General features: G+C 57.2%; 18 protein-coding genes. 12 read left to right on the top strand and 6 right to left on the bottom strand.

All coding sequences use genetic code 11. The annotated features are described in order from the left end of the window. Complete coding sequence (gene hutI / locus HB779_RS06495) at positions 1 to 1,194, bottom strand: imidazolonepropionase (RefSeq protein WP_244642471.1); 1,194 nt, start codon at positions 1,192 to 1,194, stop codon at positions 1 to 3. 277 nt (positions 1,195 to 1,471) lie between these two features. Between hutI and HB779_RS06490 the strand changes: the two genes are divergently transcribed. The 10 genes from HB779_RS06490 (at position 1,472) to HB779_RS06445 (ending at position 17,791) form a co-directional block, all read left to right on the top strand. Next, positions 1,472 to 2,854: a formimidoylglutamate deiminase gene (locus HB779_RS06490; protein ID WP_188344945.1), complete on the top strand. Its 1,383-nt coding sequence runs from the start codon at positions 1,472 to 1,474 to the stop codon at positions 2,852 to 2,854. Beyond that, positions 2,851 to 3,552, top strand: a complete 702-nt coding sequence (locus HB779_RS06485) for a GntR family transcriptional regulator (protein WP_244642470.1) — start codon at positions 2,851 to 2,853, stop codon at positions 3,550 to 3,552. The genes HB779_RS06490 and HB779_RS06485 overlap by 4 nt, the downstream gene beginning before the upstream one ends. Positions 3,553 to 3,810: 258 nt before the next feature. After that, on the top strand, positions 3,811 to 3,993 hold the full coding sequence (locus HB779_RS06480) for a hypothetical protein (RefSeq protein ID WP_188344944.1): 183 nt from the start codon (positions 3,811 to 3,813) through the stop codon (positions 3,991 to 3,993). After that, a complete protein-coding gene (locus HB779_RS06475) occupies positions 3,974 to 4,480 on the top strand; it encodes a hypothetical protein (RefSeq protein ID WP_188344943.1) in 507 nt (168 codons plus the stop codon). The genes HB779_RS06480 and HB779_RS06475 overlap by 20 nt, the downstream gene beginning before the upstream one ends. Before the next feature lie 17 nt (positions 4,481 to 4,497). Continuing rightward, positions 4,498 to 4,674 carry a hypothetical protein gene (locus HB779_RS06470; RefSeq protein WP_188344942.1) on the top strand — a complete coding sequence of 59 codons (177 nt, stop codon included), beginning with the start codon at positions 4,498 to 4,500 and terminating at the stop codon, positions 4,672 to 4,674. A gap of 329 nt (positions 4,675 to 5,003) precedes the next feature. Continuing rightward, a complete protein-coding gene (locus HB779_RS06465) occupies positions 5,004 to 6,035 on the top strand; it encodes a sulfate ABC transporter substrate-binding protein (RefSeq protein ID WP_188344941.1) in 1,032 nt (343 codons plus the stop codon). A gap of 4 nt (positions 6,036 to 6,039) precedes the next feature. Next, entirely contained in the window at positions 6,040 to 6,897 is an 858-nt protein-coding gene (gene cysT / locus HB779_RS06460; protein ID WP_188344940.1) for a sulfate ABC transporter permease subunit CysT, read from the top strand. Then, on the top strand, positions 6,887 to 7,771 hold the full coding sequence (cysW, locus tag HB779_RS06455) for a sulfate ABC transporter permease subunit CysW (protein ID WP_188344939.1): 885 nt from the start codon (positions 6,887 to 6,889) through the stop codon (positions 7,769 to 7,771). Before cysT ends, cysW begins: the two co-directional genes overlap by 11 nt. Before the next feature lie 11 nt (positions 7,772 to 7,782). After that, the gene (locus HB779_RS06450; protein WP_188344938.1) at positions 7,783 to 8,820 is read left to right on the top strand and encodes a sulfate/molybdate ABC transporter ATP-binding protein; all 1,038 of its coding nucleotides are present in this window, start codon (positions 7,783 to 7,785) and stop codon (positions 8,818 to 8,820) included. A gap of 364 nt (positions 8,821 to 9,184) precedes the next feature. After that, complete coding sequence (locus HB779_RS06445; RefSeq protein ID WP_188344937.1) at positions 9,185 to 17,791, top strand: GH36-type glycosyl hydrolase domain-containing protein; 8,607 nt, start codon at positions 9,185 to 9,187, stop codon at positions 17,789 to 17,791. Between the two features lie 36 nt (positions 17,792 to 17,827). Here the strand turns inward: HB779_RS06445 and HB779_RS06440 are convergent, their stop codons facing one another. The 4 genes from HB779_RS06440 to HB779_RS06425 are packed head-to-tail and all read right to left on the bottom strand — an operon-like array spanning position 17,828 to position 21,316. Then, positions 17,828 to 18,679, bottom strand: a complete 852-nt coding sequence (locus HB779_RS06440; protein ID WP_188344936.1) for a metal ABC transporter permease — start codon at positions 18,677 to 18,679, stop codon at positions 17,828 to 17,830. After that, the gene (locus HB779_RS06435; protein ID WP_305848988.1) at positions 18,676 to 19,536 is read right to left on the bottom strand and encodes a metal ABC transporter permease; all 861 of its coding nucleotides are present in this window, start codon (positions 19,534 to 19,536) and stop codon (positions 18,676 to 18,678) included. Before HB779_RS06435 ends, HB779_RS06440 begins: the two co-directional genes overlap by 4 nt. Next, entirely contained in the window at positions 19,533 to 20,426 is an 894-nt protein-coding gene (locus HB779_RS06430) for a manganese/iron ABC transporter ATP-binding protein (protein ID WP_305848987.1), read from the bottom strand. The genes HB779_RS06435 and HB779_RS06430 overlap by 4 nt, the downstream gene beginning before the upstream one ends. Further along, on the bottom strand, positions 20,423 to 21,316 hold the full coding sequence (locus HB779_RS06425) for a metal ABC transporter substrate-binding protein (protein WP_188344935.1): 894 nt from the start codon (positions 21,314 to 21,316) through the stop codon (positions 20,423 to 20,425). Before HB779_RS06425 ends, HB779_RS06430 begins: the two co-directional genes overlap by 4 nt. 284 nt (positions 21,317 to 21,600) lie before the next feature. On the opposite strand from HB779_RS06425, the gene HB779_RS06420 reads away from it, so the two are divergent. Together HB779_RS06420 and HB779_RS06415 are read left to right on the top strand one after the other, a co-directional pair. After that, entirely contained in the window at positions 21,601 to 22,023 is a 423-nt protein-coding gene (locus tag HB779_RS06420) for a Fur family transcriptional regulator (RefSeq protein WP_188344934.1), read from the top strand. 123 nt (positions 22,024 to 22,146) lie between these two features. After that, positions 22,147 to 22,515: a cupin domain-containing protein gene (locus HB779_RS06415; protein ID WP_188345801.1), complete on the top strand. Its 369-nt coding sequence runs from the start codon at positions 22,147 to 22,149 to the stop codon at positions 22,513 to 22,515. A 6-nt stretch (positions 22,516 to 22,521) separates the two neighbouring features. On the opposite strand, the gene HB779_RS06410 is transcribed toward HB779_RS06415, so the two are convergent. Further along, on the bottom strand, positions 22,522 to 23,379 hold the full coding sequence (locus tag HB779_RS06410; RefSeq protein ID WP_188344933.1) for a LysR substrate-binding domain-containing protein: 858 nt from the start codon (positions 23,377 to 23,379) through the stop codon (positions 22,522 to 22,524). Between the last annotated feature and the right edge of the window lie 12 nt (positions 23,380 to 23,391).

Raw genomic sequence — 23,391 nt, 5'->3', positions numbered from 1 at the left:
TCAAGCCTTCAAGATAAGCTGATGGAGGGGATTGAAGCCGATGCGGTAGCAGAGCTCTGCGGGCTGCGCGGCATTCCAAATGGCAATTTCGGCACGTTTGCCGGGGGCGATGGTGCCAATGTCTTTTTGCAGGCCGAGTGCATGCGCTGCTTCGCGCGTGGCACCCGCCAGCGCCTCTTCGGCAGTCAGGCGAAACAGCGTGCAGGCCATGTTCATGGTCAGCAGCAGCGAGGTCAACGGCGAAGTGCCGGGATTGCAATCGGTGGCGATGGCGATGCGGACACCAGCTTCGCGCAGCGCTTTCACCGGCGGCGCCTGTTCTTCACGCAGGGCATAGAAAGCACCCGGCAAAAGCACTGCAACCGTGCCTGCCGCAGCCATGGCCTTGGCACCGTCCTCATCGAGATATTCCAGGTGATCAGCAGAGAGAGCGCCGTAGGAAGCGGCGAGCTTGGCACCACCGAGATTGGACAGTTGTTCCGCATGCAGCTTGACCGGGATGCCAAGCGCTTTCGCCTTGTCGAACACGCGGGCTATCTGGGCTGGCGAGAATGCAATACCTTCGCAGAAGCCATCGACCGCATCGACAAGACCTTCCGCATGGGCGGCTTCAAGGCCGGGCAGCACAATTTCTGCAATATAGTCGTCGGCGCGGCCGCGATATTCCGGCGGCACTGCATGGGCAGCGAGATAGCTGGTGCGGATACGCACGGGCCGCAGCGTGCCGAGACGGCGTGCTACGCGTAGCATGTTCAGTTCGGCTTCAATGTTGAGGCCATAACCGGATTTGATCTCCACCGTGGAAATGCCTTCTGCCAAAAGGGTGTCGAGCCGCGGCAGGCTTTGTACGACCAGTTCATCTTCAGAGAGGCCGTTGGTGGCCTTCACCGACGAGACGATACCGCCGCCCGCACGGGCGATTTCCTCATAGCTGGCGCCTTCGAGGCGCATTTCGAACTCGCGCGCGCGATTGCCGCCGAACACGAGATGGGTGTGGCAATCGATCAGCGCAGGCGTCGCCAGACGGCCACCAAAATCCTGCGTTTCAACATCATTCCAGTCCTCTGGAATGGTCTCGCCAACCCAGGCGATACGATCCCCTTCAATGCCAATCGCACCCGCATCAATGAGGCCGTAGGCAGCGCCGGTATCCTCCAGCGTGGCAATCCTCAGTCCGGATAAAATTTTCCTCATTGGCCCCGATACCATCCCCATTAGGTCTTGCTCACGACGTTATTATGTATATACATATTATGTCAAGAAGTGGATATATAGGTTTGCTGCACCAACTTCATACGTGGTTCGACAAGCTCACCATGAGGGAAAGCGTGGGCTGCAAAGCCGATCAGGAACATTGCAGAATACGGCTCCCTGCAATTCTCCATCATCCCTCATGGTGAGCTTGTCGAACCACGCACAATGGCCCGTGCAGAGCAACAACAGAATGACGATTTCAAGCAGGGGATGACACGTGAACTCAGTTGCCCAATCAGTTTTTGCCCTGACAGCCCTCACGGAAAAAGGCTGGGAGCGCGATGTTCTGGTGCAGATCGATGCAACAGGACAAATCATCTCAGTAGAAGCAGGAAGCCGTGCGCTTGGTGACAGCCACCGTACCGCTATTCTCCTGCCCGCACAGGCCAATCTGCATAGCCACACGTTTCAACGCGCCATGGCGGGACTGTCCGAAGCGCGCAGCCCGGCGGGCCGCGACAGTTTCTGGACGTGGCGGGAAATCATGTATCGCTTTCTCGACATTCTCGATCCTGACGATATCGAGGCCATCGCTGCCTTTGCCTTCGTCGAAATGCTTGAATCCGGCTATTCCAGCGTCGCGGAATTTCACTATGTCCACCATCAGCCGGGCGGCACGCCCTATACCAGTCTGGCGGAATTGTCGGAACGCATCGGGGCGGCTGCCAAAGCCACCGGCATTGGCCTGACACTGCTTCCGGTCGCCTATGCACAGGGCGGTGTTGACGGCCGCGCGCTGGCGGGCGGACAGTTGCGCTTTGGCAACGATGTGGAGCGTTTTAGCAGACTGGCGGAGGGCGCAGAAAAAGCCGCGCGTGCGACCGGGCCAGACGCGGGATTTGGCGTTGCGCCGCACTCGATCCGCGCCGTCAACGAGCGAGATCTGCTGGAACTCGAGCGGCGTTTCCCCACCATGCCCTTCCATATCCACATTGCCGAGCAATTGCCGGAACTGGAAGAGGTGCAGGCCGCTTACGGCCAGCGCTCGATGAGCTGGCTGCTGGATCATCTTCCCGTCAATGAACGCTGGGTCCTGATCCATTCCACTCATATGACACCAGAAGAAACATTGCGTGTTGCGGCGAGCCGCGCCGTCGTGGGGCTTTGCCCGCTGACCGAAGCCAGCCTTGGCGACGGTATTTTTGACGGCGTGCGCTATCTCGGCGCGGGCGGCCGGTTTGGTACCGGATCCGATTCCAATATCCGCATTTCACCCTCGGAAGAACTGCGCCAGCTTGAATACAGTCAGCGGCTGCGTGATGTTTCGCGCGTCACGCTTTCCGTCGATAGCAAATCCAACGGGCGAACACTCTATGACACGGCGCTTGCGGGCGGAATGCAGGCACTTGGCCGCAATGCAGGCAGTCTCGTCACCGGAAAATGGGCTGATATGGTGGCGCTCGACGCGGACGACGCATCCATCCTCGGGCTTGCGGGTGACCGGTTGCTTGACGGCTGGATTTTTGCAGGCGACAGACATGCAGTGACTGACGTGTGGTCAGCTGGCCGGCATGTGGTGCATAGCGGGCGGCATCATGCACGGGACGCCATTTTTGCAACCTACAAGGCGCGGCTTGCGTCAATTCTGGAGCGGGTGTGACGGCAACAGCGCGAAAATCCTTCCATGCCATCAAGGCTGAAATGGCCCGGCGCATCGCCGAGCGGGTCTGGGCGCCCGGCGCGTTGATCCCCGGCGAGGAAGTATTGTCCATCGAGTTCGGCTGCGCCCGCGCTACTGTCAATCGCGCCCTGCAGGAATTGGCGCGCGGCGGCGTTCTGGTGCGCAAGCGCAAGGCCGGAACACGGGTTGCACTGCACCCTATGCGCGAGGCGCGTTTTGTCATTCCCATCGTCCGGCAGGAAATTGAGACCAAAGGCGGTGCTTACCAGTTCCGCCTGCTGTCTAACCGCGTGGAAAAAGCGCCCACCTCGGTTGCACAACGCATGGGCCTCAGCAAGGGCAAGGAAATGCTGCATGTGCAATGCGTGCATCTCTCCAATGGCAAGCCCTATCAATACGAAGATCGCTGGATCAATCTGGATGCGGTCCCCTCCATCCGCAATGAGACTTTCGAGACGATCAGCCCCAATGAATGGCTGGTGACGCACTCGCCTTTCTCGCAGGCGGAGATTGTCTTTCACGCCGGTGTAGCGGGCACTCATGAAGCGGAGATTCTTGGCGTTGCCGAAAAGGACGCAGTGTTCATTATCGAGCGCGTGACATTCGTGCCACAAAAACCCATCACCTTCGTGCGGATGATCCATCCTTCATCGCACCGCATGGTCACACAGCTCTAGAATCGTCTTCGAATTTGCCACAGGCAGCCCGCTCAAACGGCTTCACGCGCTGCTCGGGTGCGATAATTTGTCAGCTTGCCAGAACATTTGTATACTAAAAAACTCATGATTTCTTAGAATTATTCTAACATATTGATATTTTTCAATGTTTTCGAAAATTACCATTTGACTTTGAATTGAACCATTGCCTTTATGCACGAGCACAAGAGTGCATACCTTTGATGTCTGGGCCTTGAACCCGTTCGATTGGAGGACCCTATGATAGGTCTTTTTCTGCCACGCCTGCGCGTGGTCTCCATGCTGCATCCGCAGCTTCCATATTCCGCTGATGGCCTCAACAGGCTGACACGGCCCGTTGTCCGCACATGCCGCAACGGATTTTCCGCCCTGATCCGCAATACCGAGCAGGACGGGAGTGGGCATGTATCCGCGCACATCTGAAACCGGTCATGGCGCCGGCTGTTATTTCGACCGCACGCCGGAAAAGCTGGTGCTCGAAGGCTATCGCCGCTGGACGGCGGGCTTCGAAACCGGCTCGGTGATTGCCTGGGAAATGGCATTTGGGCTTTACAGCGAAATTCTCGGCTCCCGTGAAGGCAACCGGGCACTCTCCGAGCTCTCGTTCTTCATCCGCACGCTGCGTCATTGCGCCCTCTGCCCCCTGAAGACATTTCCGTTCGGTTCACACCATGTATGCCGGGAAGAATGCCTGACTTTAGGCCTGATTGCCGGGCTTCAAAATTGCGACATGCTTGCAGCACGAACCTGCCTCAATGCCATGGCATGTCCATCGCGACAGGAGGAAGTCGAGAACGCAGCCATCGGTTTTGCCGAAACGCTGGTGGAGCTGGATCAGGTGCTTTTGCCGATCCCTAAATTTGCAATCGACGACATTATTTCTCGCCCGTTGCGGGCGAAATACCATTAGGACGAAGGGGAAAACCAATGATCATCAATTCACGCATGGAACGCCGCCTTTCAATCGCCGCCACCGCAGCGCTGACACTGGCGATTTTTGTCGCGCCGATCACAGTGCGCGCTTCGATGGAAGCAAAGACAAATGCCAGTTCGTACACCGAAGTTGCCGAGATTACACCGGTTGATCCGCTGATCCGCAAATAAGGGCCTCCAGCCCGGTACCGGCCAACCGCCGGTACCATTTCTATCGCTACCTGGTACAACCATCAGGCGAAAGATTATTTCATGCACGCCCTTGTTTGACCGTCAGACCCATGGCCGCCAAACCGCCAGATCCCAAGCGTAGCTTAGAGCACCGCGAAAGAATCCTGTTGCGAGCAAATTTCGCCACCGGCCCCCAATAGACTACCATTTCTATAGCCTATGGTATTTAGGTAGAATTTTCTAATTTATCGATATAAAAGGAATTCTTTCCAACGCCCGCTGTGCGGGGCGCTCTGCTACGCTTTAGGTCACACTACACGGAGGCAGGCATGAAACATTCCCGATTATCACTATCGCTGGCGGCCGCACTGTTTGCGGCGACGGTGTCCTTGCAATCGCTGTCTGCCGCCCAAGCGGATACGACACTTCTGAACGTGTCCTATGATCCGACACGCGAACTCTACAAGGACTTCAACGCGGCTTTTGCGGCCAAGTGGAAAGCCGATACCGGTGAGACGCTGACCATTCAGACGTCGCATGGCGGATCCGGTGCGCAAGCACGTTCGGTCATTGATGGTCTCGACGCCGATGTGGTGACGCTGGCCCTCGAAAGCGATATCAACGCCATCGTCAAAGCCACCAAGAAGATCAATCCGGATTGGCGCACAAAATATCCGCACAATTCCGCGCCCTATACCTCGACAATTGTTTTTCTGGTGCGCAAGGGCAATCCCAAGGGGATCAAGGACTGGGGCGATCTGGTGAAGGACGGCGTTGAGGTCATCACGCCAAATCCAAAGACGTCGGGCGGTGCTCGCTGGAACTATCTGGCTGCCTGGGCCTGGGCCTCTGGCCAGTACGGCGGCGATGAAGCCAAGATCAAGGACTACATCGCCAATCTGTTCCAGCACGTTCCAGTGCTTGATTCCGGTGCACGCGGCTCGACAACCACCTTTGCCCAGCGTGAACTCGGCGATGTGCTGCTTGCTTGGGAAAACGAAGCGTATCTCGCCTCGACCGAATTCGGTGACGACAAGTTCGATATCGTCGTACCGCCACAATCCATTCTGGCTGAACCGCCGGTGGCTGTTGTCGACGGCAATGTCGATGCCAAGGGCACACGCAAGGTGGCGGAAGCCTATCTGCAATATCTATATTCCGCTGAGGGCCAGACCCTGGCAGCCAAGCACTTCTACCGCCCTGCCGACCCAAAACTGGTACCGGCTGATCTGATCAAAAAATTGCCGGAGTTGAAACTGGTGACGATCGATGATCCAATCTTCGGTGGATGGGCTAAAGCACAGCCCTATCACTTCGGAGATGGCGGAACGTTTGACCAGATTTACAAGCCGAAAAAGTAACAGCATGATTTCCAACCTCACAGCAGGTTGGCGGTTTAAGAGGCCGAGTGTTATTCCAGGGTTCGGAATGACACTCGGCTTCACTCTTGCCTATCTGACCCTCATTGTCCTTATTCCGCTGGCTGGACTGGTCTGGCGTTCCGCATCGCTCGGCTGGGGCGGGATGTGGCACGTCGCTACGGACCAGCGCACTTTGAATGCCCTGAAGATCAGCTTCGGCACGTCATTCGTGGCTGCCCTGATCAACGTGGTATTCGGTGTCATTGTCGCCTGGGTTCTGGTGCGCTACCGCTTTCCCGGCCGCCGCATCATCGACGCTATTGTCGATCTGCCGTTTGCCCTGCCAACCGCTGTTGCCGGTATTGCGCTGACCGCACTCTATTCAAAAAACGGCTGGATCGGCCGCTGGCTCGACCCGCTTGGGATCAAAGTCGCCTTCACGCCCATCGGCATCACCATCGCGCTGATTTTTATCGGCCTGCCTTTCGTGGTGCGGACCGTACAGCCGGTGATGGAAGAAATCCGCAAGGAGGTGGAAGAGGCCGCAGCCACGCTTGGCGCCACGCGTTTCCAGACCATCACGCGCGTCCTGCTGCCTGGCCTGACACCGGCGATCCTCACCGGCTTTGCTCTCGCCTTTGCCCGCGCCGTCGGTGAATATGGCTCAGTCATTTTTATTGCCGGTAATTTGCCCTATATTTCAGAGATTGCACCATTGCTGATTGTTATTCGTCTCGAAGAATTCGACTATACGGGCGCGACGGCCATTGCCGCCATCATGCTCATCATTTCCTTCACCATGCTATTCATCATCAATCTTATTCAGGCCTGGAGCCGCAGGAGGTATGGCTATGCGACATGAACTGCCACAACCGCCTGAACCCGCCTCGAAAACATGGCACCCGGCAACCACGGAAAGCCGCACGGCCCGTTATGTGCTGATCGGGATTGCGCTGGTCTTTCTTGCGCTGTTCCTGCTGCTGCCATTGATCTCGGTGTTTTACGAAGCATTCCGAAAAGGTCCCGCCGCATATCTCGCAGCTTTTGCCGATCACGATGCGCTTGCCGCCATTCGTCTGACCCTGCTGGTGGCGGTCATCGCCGTTCCGCTCAATCTGGTCTTCGGCGTGGTGGCTGCCTGGACGATTGCCAAGTTCGAATTCAAGGGCAAGGCGTTTCTGACGACGCTGATCGACCTGCCCTTTTCGGTTTCTCCTGTCATTTCAGGTCTCGTCTATGTGCTGTTGTTCAGCTCGCACAGTGCACTTGGGCCGTGGCTCAAATCACAGGGTATCGAGATCCTGTTCGCGGTGCCGGGTATTGTGCTGGCGACCGTATTCGTGACCTTTCCCTTTGTGGCACGTGAACTCATTCCACTGATGCAGGAACAGGGCACGACGGATGAGGAAGCGGCACTGTCGCTGGGTGCAAACGGCTGGCAGACCTTCTGGCGCGTTACCCTTCCCAATATCAAATGGGGCTTGCTCTACGGCGTGCTTTTGTGCAACGCCCGGGCCATGGGAGAATTTGGTGCAGTGTCCGTCGTTTCAGGCCATATCCGCGGCCTGACCAACACGATGCCGCTGCAGGTCGAAATTCTTTACAACGAATTCAATTCAGTCGCTGCTTTTGCGGTGGCTTCGCTTCTGGCGCTGCTGGCGCTGGTGACGCTCGTTCTCAAGACCCTTCTGGAGTTGAGATATGGTGCGGAACTGGCAGCCAACGGCGGACACTGAGAGGATATACAATGGACGTTCGCGTAAGTGGTGTACGCAAGGAATTCGATCGCTTCCCGGCGTTGCACGACGTGTCGCTCGACATCAATTCGGGTGAATTGATTGCCCTGCTCGGCCCTTCCGGGTCTGGCAAGACAACGCTGCTTCGGCTGATTGCCGGCCTGGAAACACCGACCGAAGGCAAAGTGTTTTTCGGCGACGAAGATGCATCGCTGAAATCGGTGCAGGAGCGCAATGTTGGTTTCGTGTTTCAGCACTATGCGCTGTTCCGCCATATGACCGTTATCGACAATGTCGGGTTCGGTTTGAAAGTGCGGCCTGCCGCCAATCGCCCGGCCAAGGAGGAAATCCGCCGCCGGTCTTCTGAACTGCTCGATTTCGTCCAGCTCGGCGGGCTGGAAAAGCGCTATCCGGCCCAGCTTTCCGGCGGTCAGCGCCAGCGTGTGGCACTCGCCCGCGCCATGGCAATCGAACCGCGTGTTCTGCTGCTCGACGAACCGTTTGGCGCGCTTGATGCCAAGGTGCGCAAGGAGTTGCGGCGCTGGCTGCGTGAAATCCACGACAAGACCAGGCACACGACAGTCTTTGTGACCCACGACCAGGATGAAGCGCTGGAACTTGCAGACCGCGTTGTCGTCATGAGCCAGGGCAAGATCGAGCAGATTGGCACGCCGGATCAGGTTTATGACACGCCAAATTCACCTTTCGTCTATGGCTTCATTGGCGAATCAAGTTCGCTTGAGGTTCGTGTTGAAAATGGTGAAATATGGTTGGCTGATCGCACACTTGGCCTGAAAAGCGACGGACCGAACGGCAACGGAGCGCTTTATTTCCGCCCGCATGACGTTGAACTGGTCGAGGGTTGCGGCGGCTGTATTGCCGGAACCGTTATTGCCAGCCGCCGCGTCGGTGCAACACGCCGGGTCGAGCTTGAAATTGGCGGTGCGGCAGAACGTATCGAAATCGAGATCCCGGCCGATCATCCAGCAACGGAAAAGAGCCGTATCGCTTTCAGACCCAAGCACTGGCGGGTTTTCCTGAAGGATTGATGCCCATATCATCACAAATAAAGCCGGAATTCAGCGAATTCCGGCTTTTTGCATTTTTGCGCTGTCATGACCCTGTTTACTGAATCGTAAACAGTCTGTTCACAAAGCATGTCAGGTTCGGAGTATCGGGCAACAATAGAGTTTGCTGTATGAGCCCCTGTGCAGGCTGCTACGAATTGCTTAAGATAAACAAATGGAAATTTGACTCATTTTCATCAAAACTGATTGGCAAGACAAAAGTGAAGGTAGCTTAGTTGATCCTGCCCGATTAGATCGTAAACTTCTCCACGGGTCGATCGACCCGTTATTATCGTCCTGTGTTGCAGCCCTGAAGATTTTTTCTTCACAACCGAAACGAAGGCAAATGGCCCTACTGTCTTTTTTAAAATCTTTCACACCACAGAAGAACGCCGTTGGTCAGATTTTTTCGGTCCAACCCAATCCTATCAGAGCTCACTACAAATCCACCGATGACCTGCGCGAGCTGGGTGCACGTGTTGCGCGCGGCGAGGATGTCCGCCTGCCCGACTACGAGCCCATGGTGTTCGAACAGCGGACGGTCGAGAACGCCAAGCTGATCCTGCATTCCTATCGTTCATCTGACGCGGCTGCACGCAAGGGTGAAACGATAACACCAGCGGCCCAATGGCTGCTGGACAACTATTACCTCGTTGATCAGAACATCCAGCAGGTCGAGCGTGATCTGCCGAAGAAGTTCTTCCGCCAATTGCCGCCGCTCACCAACCGGCCGGAAATCCCGCGCGTCATGGCTTTGGCATGGCTCTATGCCGCCCATACGGATAGCCAGTTCTCCCTGAGCAGCCTGACGGCCATGGTCGAGGGCTTCCAGACCGTCGCGCCTCTGCATATCGGTGAGTTGTGGGCCCTGCCCTCCGCAGTCCGCTTCATCCTGATCGAAAATGCCCGCCGCCTGTCGTTGCGGGTTGAGCGTGCCCGCCGCATGCGGGCCTATGCCAACAGCGTGGCTGACGAAATCACACTGAATGCCGACAAAGAAACGCTGCCGCAGCTTCTGGCGCAGTATACGACGGCAGCCCGTGACAGCACCTTTGCTACACACCTGCTCTATCGCCTGCGTGGCGGCGCAATGCATTCCGGTGCTGCAGTTGCCTGGCTTGAGGAAGAGCTGGAAAAGAATGGCAGCGATGCCGAAGATGCGATCATCCAGGAACATACGCGCCAGTCCACCGGCGGCGTGACCATGGGCAACTTGATCCGCAGCCTGAAGGCTATTGACGACGTCGACTGGATTACCTGGTTCGAGACAGTCAGCGGTGTCGATGCGGTGCTGCGCGAACATTCAAACTTCGATGCGCTCGATTTCCATTCCCGCAATGCCTACCGCGTGGCGATTGAAAAGATCGCCCGTCGCTCGGGCAAGAGCGAGCAGGATATTACGCAGGCTGCATTGGATCTTGCACACCACAGTGCCGAGACCAAAGGTGACGAGAAGAGCGTAACCGTACAGCGCAAACGCGATGTCGGTTATTATCTTGCCGGCGATGGCCGTGAAGAACTCGAGAATACATGTGGGTCGACACCCACTGTTCTGCAGCGCTGGGTGCGGTTCTACAAAATGCTCGGCCTTGCCGGTCTGTGGATTCCCGCATCCGTCATATCAATCGGTATCCTGTTCCTGATTCACTACTGGCTGCGCCGTTATGGCCTGCCGAGTGACACAGTGCTGCTGCTGACGGTTCTCGCCGTTTTCCCGACGATGGAAACCGCCAATGGTTTCGTCAATTGGATCATTCCGATGTTCATGCCGCCAACACGGCTGATCGGCTTTGAATATAAGAACGGCCTGCCGGTTGAGGCAAAGACTCTTGTCGCCGTGCCGACGCTGATCACCTCGCACGACTCCGTTGACGAGCATATCCGCAATCTTGAAGTGCATTACCTGACCAATCCGCGCGGCGAAATTTACTTCGCGCTGCTCACTGACTGGGCTGACAGCAAGGTCGAGCAGACCGATAATGATCTGGATATCCTCGACTATGCCCGCGAGAAGGTGACAGCCCTCAACCAGCATTATACGCAAGGTGGTAATCCACGCTTCTTCCTCCTGCACCGCAAGCGCCTGTACAACGCACAGGAAGGCCGCTGGATGGGCTGGGAACGCAAGCGCGGCAAGCTGCATGAGCTCAACATGCTGCTGCGCGGCGATAAAGATACGACCTATTTCCCCAGCAATGAGGAAGTGCCGGCCGATATCAAGTTCGTCATGACGCTCGATTCCGATACGCGCCTGACGCCGGATTCGGTCAACCGTCTGGCTGGCAAGCTCAGCCATCCGCTCAACCGGCCGATCTACACGGAAAAGTCGGGCCGCGTGACCAGTGGTTACGCCATCCTGCAGCCGCGTGTGACCCCATCGCTGACAACCGGTGATGATGCCTCGTTCCTGCAGCGCGTCTTCTCGGTCAACCGCGGTATCGATCCCTATGTCTTCGCCGTTTCCGACGTCTATCAGGACGTACTGGGTGAAGGTACATTCACGGGCAAGGGCCTTTACGATATCGATTTCTTCGAAGCGGCGCTTGATGGCAAAATCGCCGAGAACACCGTTCTCAGCCATGATCTGCTTGAAGGCGGTTACGCCCGCAGCGCACTGGTCAGCGACGTTGAAGTGGTCGAAGATTATCCGACAGGCTACAATGTCGATATTTCCCGCCATCATCGCTGGACACGCGGCGACTGGCAGTTGCTGCCTTATCTTTTCAGCACCAAGCCGGGTGTGACAGCGGTTACGCGCTGGAAGATGACGGACAATCTGCGCCGTTCGCTGACACCGGTCTTCTGGATCATTGCATCAATTGCCGGCTGGACATTGCTGCCGCCGGGTGTGGCTGCACTCTGGCAGTTCTTCATGATTTTCAGCATGTTCATCGTGCCGACGATGATCCTGTTCACCAATCTTGTGCCGACAGATATGAACCTGTCGCTCAAGGGGCATTTCCAGGCGATCCTCACCGATATTTTCTCCGGTGCTGCCGATATTGCCCTGCGTATTACCTTCATCGCCAACATGGCCTGCCTGATGGCCGATGCCATTGCCCGCACGCTTTACCGTGTCTTCATCTCGCGCAAGAACCTTCTGGAATGGCGCGCTGCGGCACAGGCCAAGACCAGTTCGCCGGATACGCTGCAATATTACACCCGCCTGATGTGGCCAGCGATCCTTGTGGCAGCCGTGGCTATCGGCTTGCCGCTGCTCACGCACAGCCGCGCGTGGTTCCTCGCTGTGCCTTTTGCGCTGATCTGGTTCTTCTCGCCGGTCATTGCGTGGCTGGTCAGCCGTTCAGCCAAACCGCTGGATGATCTGAATGTCCGTTCTTCCGACAAGAGCGAACTGCGCCGGTTCGCCCGCCGCACCTGGCACTACTACGATACATTTGTCACCAAGGAACAAAACTTCATTCCGCCTGACAATTTTCAGGAAGATCCGCATCCTGTTATCGCGACCCGCACATCGCCGACCAATATCGGCATGTATCTGCTGTCGGCCGTCGCTGCGCGCGATTTCGGCTGGATCGGTTTCAAGGAGACGCTGACACGTATCGACGATACGCTGACCACGCTGGAAAAGATGGAGAAGTATCGCGGCCATCTCTACAACTGGTACGAGACAACCACGCTGCGGCCCCTGCTGCCGCTTTACGTCTCGTCGGTGGATAGCGGCAATCTCGCCGGTCACCTTGTTGCGCTTTCTTCTGCGTTGGAAAAATGGGCGGAAGCACCATCCGTCTATCTCCAAAGCGATCTCGATGGCATTCTCGATGTCAGCGATATTCTCGAAGAGGCAATCAACGATATTCCGGATGAACGCCGCGTGCTGCGGCCACTGCGGCGCCGTCTTGACGAGCGTGTGGCAAACTTCCGCCGCGCTATCACGACGATCAAGGAAGAGCCGGAAACCGCATCACTGCGCACCATCAATCTTTCGCTGTTTGCCAGCGACATCCAGCGCCTTACCGAGGAACTGCATGGCGAGATTGAAACGCCGCTCAGCACCAGTGCCAATGAATGGGCGCTGCTTCTGGTCAAGACCTGTCAGGCCCACACGGACGATGCCATTGGCTCGCACGATGGTACCGACAGTTTGCGCGAACGGCTGGTTTCGCTGGCAACCCGCGCGCGGCAGCTGGCCTTCGATACGGACTTCACCTTCCTTGAACGCAAGGAACGCCGTCTGCTGTCGATCGGTTTCCGCGTTGATACCAATGAGCTTGACGCCAGCTGCTATGATCTTCTGGCTTCCGAAGCCCGCCTTGCCAGTCTGTTTGCCATCGCCAAGGGCGACATTCCGGTTGATCACTGGTTCCGTCTTGGCCGCCTTCTGGTGCCGGTTGGCTGGCGCGGTGCGCTGATCTCCTGGTCCGGTTCGATGTTCGAATATCTCATGCCGCCACTGGTCATGATCGAACCATTGGGCTCCATGCTCGACCAGACCAACAAGCTGATTGTTCAGCGCCAAATCGAATATGGCGAATCCAAAGGTCTGCCATGGGGCATTTCGGAAGCAGCGTACAATGCCCGCGATCCTGAGATGAACTACCAGTACACCAACTTTGGTGTACCGACCCTGGGCCTGAAACGCGGCCTGTCGAAGAACTACGTGGTTGCGCCCTATGCCAGCATCATGGCCAGCCAGTATCGCCCGGCGGAAGCCGTGGCGAACCTGCGCCGCCTGCGCGAAATGGGTGCGCTCGGTCAGTACGGTTTCTATGATGCTGTCGATTTCACCCGCTCGCGTGTTCGCGAGGACGAGGAATATGCCATCGTGCGCAACTACATGGCGCACCATCACGGCATGTCGATTGTGGCGGTGAACAATGTGGTATTCGAAGGCCGCATGCGTGACCGCTTCCACTCCGATCCGGTGATCGAAGCGGCAGAACTGCTGCTGCAGGAAAAGGCGCCGCGCGAAATTCCTGTCTTGCAGGCCAAGGCCGACAATCCGATGCGCAAGGCAGTGGAAAGCGGCGAAGAAACCGCATCCATCCGTTTCATCAAGAATCCGCTGAGCGCGCCGCGCGCCACGCAGATCATGTCGAATGGCCATTACTCGGTCATGGTCACCGCCAATGGCGGCGGCTACAGCCGCTGGAACGGCCTTGCCATCACGCGCTTCCAGCCCGATCCGCTGGAAAGCGGTTATGGTACATTCCTGTTCCTGCGCGATCTCGACAGCGGCGAATGGTGGTCGGCAACCGGCGATCCCGTCCGCGTAGCAGGCGAGAAGAGCACCACGATTTTTGCCGACTACAAGGCCGAGTTCGTCAAGGAAAACGGCACGATCCAGACAACGGTGGAGACCATCGTGGCATCGGATTCCGACGGTGAAGGCCGCCGGATCATCATCACCAATACCGGCACCAAGGACCGCATCATAGAGGTGACGTCCTATGCGGAACTGGTGCTGACGGCTGATGACACGGATACTGCACATCCGGCATTTGCCAAGATGTTCGTTGAAACCGAGATCGATTCTCGCGGCGATGCCATTTACGCCACACGCCGCAAACGTGCCAGCGGCGAGCCTGACATTCACGTTGCCCATGTGGTGACGGACGGTTCCGGCGCAATGCGTGAAATCCAGGCGGAAACCGACCGGCGGGCCTTTATCGGCCGCGGCCGGAGCCTGCGCAATCCGGTCGCGTTCGATGAGGGTGTGACGCTCAGCGGCAGCCACGGATTTGTGCTCGACCCCATCGCATCGCTGCGGTGCCGTGTGCGCGTGCCTGCCCACAAGCGGGTAACGCTGGTGTTCTGGACGCTTGTTGGTCCGGACCGGCATGAGTTGCAGGAGGTGGTTGGACGTTTCCGTCATCCGGATTGTTTCGCCCGCGAATTCTCGCTGTCATGGACAAGCTCGCAGGTGCGTCTGCACCATATCGAGATCAATCCGGATGAAGCTGCGGAATTCCAGCGCGTGGCAACCAGCCTGATTTATCCTGATAAAGCCTTGCGCATGCCAGCTGACAGCATTGCATCCGGCCTTGGCAGCCAGTCCGATCTTTGGCCGATGTCCATCTCCGGCGACTTCCCCATCCTCGCCCTGCGCATCGATGATGAAGCTGACATGGAGACGCTGAAGAACGTCTTGAAAGCACAGGAATACTGGCGGGCGAAGGGGCTGGTGGTTGACGTTGTTGTCATCAACGAGCGTTCCTTCTCCTACGCGCAGGATTTCCAGCGCGGCCTTGAAGCGATCTGTGAAAACAGCCGCAACCGTGGCGGTCAGTATGGACCGCGTGTCCATATCTTCACCGTGCGCAAAGACCAGATGAGCGATGCGAGCTACAATACCCTGCTCGCTTCCGCCCGTATCGTCATGCATGCGCAGAACGGTACTTTGGCCGAACAGCTAAAGCGCATGGAAGACTTAAGCGCCGATCTGGCACCCGTTGCTGTTGCAAGCTCGGGCAAAGCACTCGCCGCGGGCGATAGCGGCATGGAAGACACCCGTATCGCCGCACCGGCGCCAAGCCAGCTGGTGAGCAAGCGCCGCCAGAAAATCAGCGGCGACGATCTTGCCTTCTGGAACGGTTATGGCGGTTTCGATCTGAAATCAGGCGAATATGTCATCCGGCTCGCCGACCGTACGACCACACCGCAGCCATGGATCAACGTGATCTCCAATTCCGGCTTCGGTTTCCACGTGTCAGCGGAAGGTGCAGGCTTTACCTGGTCGAGCAACAGCCGCGACTATCAGCTGACACAATGGTCGAATGACCCTGTGATCAACCGTTCCGGCGAAGCGATCTATGTGGTCGATCTCGACAAGGGAACGGCCTTCTCGCCCACGGCATCGGTGTTGCGCGATCCATCCGTGCAGTACGAAACGCACCATGGGCAGGGATATTCGACATTCCTGTCGCGTCACGGCAATGTTGGTCTTGAGCTCACGCACACAATCGACGCTGAACTGCCGGTGCGTGTTTCCAGCCTGAAGATCACCAACAATGGCGGGACCGCGAAAAAGTTGCGCGTCTACGGCTTCGTCGAGTGGCTGCTTGGCAATGCGCGCGCCAAGACAGCACCGTTCATTGTGCCATCGCACGATACGGAAAGCGGCGCGCTGTTTGCCCGCAATCCCTATGGTACGGACCGGCGCGATCACGTGGCATTCTTTGCATCCAGCATCAAGCCGCAATCCGTAACATCAGACCGGGCCGAGTTCTTCGGTTCGCTTGGTTCGGTTGATCAACCGGCTGCAGTGCTGCAGGCCAAGACCCTGTCGAACGTTGTGGAAGCGGGTGGCGATCCCTGTGCGGCACTGGCTGTCGATGTGGAAATTGCAGCGGGCGAAACCAAGGAAATCCTGTTCTACATCGGCGACACTGTGGGTGCTCCCGAAGCGCGCCGTGTGCTTGCCGAACAGGCAAAAGTGCCTTTCGAGACCACGCTTGCAGCGTCCAAGGCGATCTGGACAGGTTTCCTCGACGGCCTGCAGGTCAATACGCCGGATGATGCATTCGATGTCATGGTCAATCGCTGGCTGCCCTATCAAAGCCTTGCCTGCCGTATCTGGGCACGCACGGCCTTCTATCAGGCCAGCGGCGCTTTCGGTTTCCGCGACCAGTTGCAGGACACGCTGTCCATGCTGCTGCTCGATCCGACATTGGCCCGTCACCAGATCCTCAATGTCTCCGCCCGCCAGTTCAAGGAAGGCGATGTTCAGCATTGGTGGCTGCCAACATCAGGCGCCGGTGTGCGCACCATGATCTCCGATGATGTGGTCTGGCTTGGCTATGCCATTGCCCACTACACGTCCGTGACCGGTGACATGAGCGTTCTTGATGAGGAAATCGCCTTCATCGAAGGCAAGGCTCTGGAGAATGGCGAGCATGATGCCTTCTACCAGCCGACGATTTCCACCGAGATCGTCAGCGTCTATGAGCACGCTGCCCGGGCGCTTGATCTGGCAATTGTCCGTACCGGCGCCAATGGTCTGCCCCTCATCCTGACGGGTGACTGGAACGACGGTATGAACCGTGTCGGCGAAGACGGCAAAGGCGAAAGCGTCTGGCTGGGCTGGTTCCTGATCAGCACGCTGCGCGATATCCTGCCGATTGCCCGTCAGCGCAAGGATACGGACCGTATCAAGCGCTGGGAGGCGCATATCGAAAGCGTCAAGGCGGCGCTGGAAACCAATGGCTGGGACGGCGAATGGTATCGTCGCGGCTATTACGATGACGGTTCGCCGCTTGGTTCAAAGACCAGCGACGAGTGCCGGATCGACTCCATTGCCCAGTCGTGGAGCGTTCTTTCCGGTTATGGTGATCCTGACCGCGCCAAGCAGGCGATGAAGTCGGTTGCAACGCATCTTGTCGATGACGAAGTTGATGTCATCAAGCTGTTCACACCGCCGTTCAATAAGACACGGCATGAGCCCGGTTATATCAAGGGCTATCCACCGGGTGTGCGCGAGAATGGCGGTCAGTATACGCACGCGGCGACGTGGGCCGTGCTTGCAATGACCAAGCTGGGTGATGCGGACGAGGCCTATCGCTGGTTCAGCAAGCTCAATCCGGTGAACCATTCGCTGGATGCGGACAGTGCAGAAGCCTACCGTGTCGAACCCTATGTCGTGGCGGCGGACGTTTATTCCGTCGATCCGATGCGCGGACGCGGCGGCTGGACCTGGTATACAGGCTCGGCAGGCTGGCTCTACCGGGTAGCGACGGAAGGCATTCTTGGTATCAGCCGTCAGGGTGACAAGCTGTTTGTCGATCCGGCATTACCGACAGCGTGGAAGGATGGCTTCAGTTTCGTCCTGCGCAACGGCAAAGCGCTCTATACGGTCGAGGTCAAGCCGGCGACGGCCAAGGGCGGCAAGAAGATCACCGTCAATGGTAAGAAGCTGGCCAAACCCGAAGCGGGCATACCGCTGGAAACCAAGGGCGAGCACGCCGTTCTCGTGGAAGTCATTCCGGGGAAATAGCCAGCGGCCTGTTCGCCGCTGACTGAATTGCAGAATTTATTCCGCCGCCTGTGCCTCCGCGCTGGCGGCGGTTTGCTTTCTGGAGAAGAGAAACGCCACAATGAAGCTCGCCGTCAGCAGGAGCACAATGGTTGGCGCAGGCGCGCTGTCGAGGAAGAAGCTGAGGTAAATTCCCGCAAGTGATGTGCCAACCGCAACGGCTGCCGAGACAAGCAGCATGCGCTCAAACCGGTTGGTGAGCAGGAAGGCGATGGATCCCGGCGCAATCAGCATGGCAACGGCAAGAATAATCCCGACTGCCTTCAATGCTCCCACAATGGTCAGTGACAGGATACAGAGCAGGCCGTAGTGCAGAAACTTCACCGGCAAGCCGATCGCCTGAGCGTGCTGGGGATCGAAAGCATGCAGGAGCAAATCCCTGCGCCAGATACCGAGCGCCAAGAGGGTAACGGCGGCAATCGCGCCGGTTTCGGCAATATCGCTCCATGCAACGCCAAGCATGTCGCCAAACAGGATATGGTCAAGATGCACATCGGATTGGATCTTGGTGTAAAGCACGATGCCAAGGCCAAACATGCCGGAGAATACGACGCCCATCACCGTGTCTTCTTTGACGCGGCTGTTCTCTTTGAGGAAACCCGTAGCCAGCGCGCAGACCATGCCGGCGGCAAAGGCGCCAATGGCAAGCGGAATGCCCGCGACATAGGCCAGCACCACGCCGGGCAACACCGCGTGGGAAATAGCATCGCCCATCAAAGACCAGCCTTTCAGAACCAAAAAGGGCGAAAGCAGACCCATGGGGATGGCCACGAGTAGCGTGATGACAAAAGCCTGCTGCATGAAGCCGAAATTGAAAGGTTGCAACAGCAGTTGGATGAGATCGCTCATAGCCCATCCTCCAATGCCAATCTGGCCCGGCGGCGCGCGGCCAGCGTGCCGTGCTTGGGTGCAAAGACAAAGGCGGTCAGGAATACCAGCGTTTGCAATACAACAATGATGCCGCCGGTGGCCCCATCAAGAAAATAGCTCGCATAAGCACCGATGAAGCTGGTGAACGCACCAATTGCCACACTGGTCATGATCAGACGCGGAAAACGATCATGCAGGAGATAGGCGGTTGCACCGGGAGTTACCACCATCGCCACGACAAGAAAGGCGCCGACCGTTTGCAGGGCGGCTACGGTCGAGGCACTCAACAGTGTGAAGAACAGGATCTTGAGAAGCGGTGGATTGAGCCCGATGGAACGCGCGTGGTTTTCATCAAAGAACGTGACCATCAGATCCTTCCATTTGACGAGAAGAATTGCCAGCGAGACGCCGCAGATGATCATCAGTTGCAAAGTATCCTCCGGCGTAATCGCCAGAATATTGCCAAGAACAATTTTCTGGATATTCACCGAGGTTGGCGACAGCGACACCATGAACAGGCCAAGGCCGAAGAACGAGGTGAAGATCAGGCCAATGATAGCATCTTCTTTAAGCTTGGTGCGCTGGTTGAGAAACAGCATGGCCACGGCAGCAAGCCCGCCGGAGAAGAAAGCACCGATTGAAAACGGCAGGCCGAGCATATAGGCACCGGCCACACCGGGCACGATGGAGTGGGAAAGCGCATCCCCAATCAGCGACCAGCCCTTGAGCATCAGATAGGCCGAGAGAAACGCACAAACGCCGCCGACCAATGCGCTGACCCACATGGCATTGACCATGTAGTCGTAGGAAAATGGCTCGAGAAGCATCTGCATCATGATTGCTGCTGGCCCTTCTTCGATTCGGGCTCGCCATAGATGACAAAGGGACGCTCGTCATCGCTGAGCACAGTGACACTGCGCGGGTCCGCATCCGCATGCAGATCGACACCACCAAGAATGAAATGCCGCAAGACGCCACCAAAGGTCTTTTCCAGATTGGCCTGCGTGAACACCTCTGTAGTTGGACCGGAGGCGAGCACCGTGCGATTGACGAGGACTGCCCGGTCGCAGAATTCCGGCACGCTGCCGAGATTGTGGGTCGAAACCAGCATGACCTTGCCGTCGTCGCGCAGCGACCGGAGCAAACCGATGATTGCCTCTTCGGTGCGCACATCCACGCCGGTAAAGGGTTCGTCGAGAAGAATGATATCACCTTCCTGCGCCAGAGCGCGGGCAAGAAATACGCGTTTCTTCTGACCCCCGGAGAGTTCGCCGATCTGCCGTTTGCGGAAATCGCTCATGCCCACCCGCTCCAGCGCGGCGGTAACCATGTGCTTGTCGCGCTTTTTTGGCATGCGCAGGAAATTCATATGGCCGTAGCGGCCCATCATCACCACGTCTTCAACCAGAACCGGGAAATTCCAATCGACATCCTCGCTCTGCGGTACATAGGCAACGACATTGCGTTTGAGCGCCTGTCCGGCCTTCTCCCCGAGAATGGATACTGAACCCTTGGCCAGCGGGACAAAACCCATAATGGCCTTGAACAGGGTGGACTTGCCGCTGCCATTGACGCCCACAAGCGCGGCGATTGATCCACGCGGAATGTCAAAACTGGCATTGCACAAGGCGGTGTGACCGTTGCGATAGGTAACGGTGACGTCGCTTACGGAAAGACCAGCCCCTCGCGTGGAGGGGCTGGCAGATGATCGGGCCGTGATGTTCACTGGGCAAATCCCTTGGCTACGGTTTCAGCCGTGACACGCAGCAGATCAAGATAGGTCGGGACTGGACCATCGGGATCACTGAGCGAGTCGACATAGAGAACACCGCCATATTTCGCGCCGGTTTCGCGGGCCACCTGCTGGGCCGGGGAAGCCGAGACCGTGCTTTCGCTGAAGACAACCGGGATCTTTTCGGCACGGACTTTGTCGACGACCTTGCGAACCTGCTGCGGTGTTCCTTCCTGATCGGCATTAATCGGCCAGAGATAGAGTTCCTTCATCTCGAAATCGCGGGCGAGATAGCTGAAGGCGCCTTCGCTGGTGACAAGCCAGCGGCGCTCTACCGGCACGGCAGCCAGACTGGCGCGGATCGGCGCGACGGTTGCCTTGATCTTTTCCAAATAGGCAGCGGCGTTGCGGTCATAAATCGCGGCATTGGCCGGATCGTATTTGCCCAACGCCTTGCGGATATTTTCCACATAGATCAGCCCGGCACTCGGCGACATCCAGGCATGCGGGTTGGATTTGCCCTCATAGGGCCCTTCGGAAATGCCCAGCGGCACCACGCCTTCACTGACGACCGCACTTGGAACATCCTTGACGTTGCCGAAGAATTTTTCAAACCACCGCTCAAGACCAAGTCCGTTCCACAGTACGAGATCGGCATCCTGCGCTTTGAGAATATCGCCGGGTGTCGGCTGGTAGTCATGAATTTCGGCATTGGGCTTGGTGATCGAATCCACATCCGCCGCATCACCGGCAACGTTGCGGGCCATATCGGCGATAATGGTGAAGGTTGTCACCACCTTGAATTTCTTGCCATCGGCGGCGGATGCCGGGCCGAGAATGGTGAGAAGAGTAAAAACAGCAACGAACAATCGGGACAATCTCATAACGCCTCCGGCAAACTCGGGAAATGGCGCGGTTTTTCCGTCGCCACTGTTACTCCATAACGTTTGGATTTTGGTTCGTCAATGCAAATGCAAATCGTTTGCAAAAAGAAAATTTACAAAAGAGAGCAGTTTGATTTGGATCAGGTGGGATGGAGCGTGGCTGGACATGCGAAGACGGCATACGCGCCGGATAGTTGTGCATCGAACCGGGACATTTAGCACTCAGTTGAGAATCTTTGCAACTGAGGCGTTTCTGGCGCATAATCGCTTCCATGAAACATGCCATGAATCAGAAGCCGGATTACGAGAAAGAACTGCGCAAGGCAGGTGTGCGGATCACCCGTCCCCGCCGAATCATTCTCGATATTCTGACCTCGACCGAAGATCATCCGGACGCAATGAAAATCTTCCACCGCGCCATTGAGATCGATGACAGCATTTCGCTGTCGACTGTCTATCGCACCATGAATCTGCTGGAAGAAATGGGCGCCATCCACCGCCACGCGTTCAACGGCGGCCCATCCCGCTTTGAACAGGCGCATGGGGAACACCACGATCACCTGATCGATATCGAGACAGGCGATGTGATTGAATTCCAGTCGGACAAGATCGAGAAGTTGCAGGAAGAGATCGCCCGTTCACTGGGCTATGAGATCACGCATCACCGGCTTGAACTCTATTGCCGGAAAATCACTCCGGGCGAGTAATTCGTGACAGCGGTGCAGGTGCTTGGACACCGACCGCACAAACGTCCAAGACATTCTGCGATTGGCAAGCCACTTTCGTTCCTCAAGTCATTCGAGGAGACGCATGTGAACAAGACCGTATCAATGAAGACGTACAAAGCTATCAATTTTGCCGAAAAACTAAACCTGTTCTCCGAACAGTGGTCGCCAAAAGTCATTGCAGAACTTAATGATTATCAGTTCAAGATCGTCCGCATCGAAGGAGATTTTATCTGGCACGATCACCCGGATACGGACGAGGCATTCATTGTTCTGGACGGTGAGCTGCGTATCGATTTCCGCGACGGCTCGATCACGGTCAAACCGGGCGAAATGTACGTCGTTCCCAAAGGGGTCGAGCATAAGCCCTATGCGGCGAAAGAAGTACGGATGATGCTGATCGAGCCCCGCGGCGTACTCAATACCGGCAATGAAGGCGGCGAACGCACCGCACAGAACGACGTGTGGATCTGAACAGAGTCAGGCTATTTGAGCCAGTTCCCGGCGCAGAAAATCATCCAGCCGGTCAATAGCCGGGCTGGATACGCCCGGACTGCGCATAATGCCGATCTCGAGATCACGCAGCGGTGGCAGGCCTTCATTTTCGCCGATGACCCTTAGTGTCGACGGAACGCTGCAGGCGGCTAGCGCGGCCACGGCAAGCCCCGCCTGCACCACCGCGATCAGCCCAAGCAGGCTGGCACTCGAATAGGTGCAGCGATAGCTGCGATCCGCATCCCCAAGCGCATCGAGAACATTCATGCGGGCGGCACAGCCGGGCTCAAACAAGGCGATGGGCAACGGATCATTTTCCCAAGCAACGTGGGTTGGCGATGCGACCCAGATCAACCGTTCGCGGCGGATGACCTCCAACGGCTGGGTGGCCCCGCGCGTGACAATCGCCAGATTGACCCGGTCTTCATCCACCGCCTTCACCAGCGAGGTCGATTGTTCACAAACCAGTTCGACCGTGACCAACGGGTGCTCCGCCGCAAACCGTGACAAGACGGGCGGCAGCAGGAATGCTGCGTAGTCATCCGGCACACCAAGCCGCACGCTCCCGGTTTCTTCCGGGCGGGTGACATTAGCCCACGCCTCATCCGACAGGCGCAACAGCCGCCGGGCATAGTTGAGAAAGCTTTCGCCTGCCAGATTGGGTTCAACCGAGCGGGGATTGCGAATAAGCAGCTGCTTGCCCACGGCTTGTTCCAGCCGCTGCATCTGCATGCTGACTGCCGACTGGCTGCGGCCAATGCGCGGCGCAGCAGCCGACAGGCTGCCGGTTTCAACAACAGTGACGAAGGTTCGCAGAAGATCAAGGTCAAGTGGAGCAGCCATGGTGCCATCAAT

The sequence above is a fragment of the Phyllobacterium sp. 628 genome, from assembly GCF_014189505.1.
Classification (GTDB): Bacteria; Pseudomonadota; Alphaproteobacteria; order Rhizobiales; family Rhizobiaceae; genus Phyllobacterium.
This window is presented reverse-complemented; position numbering and strand designations above follow the sequence as displayed.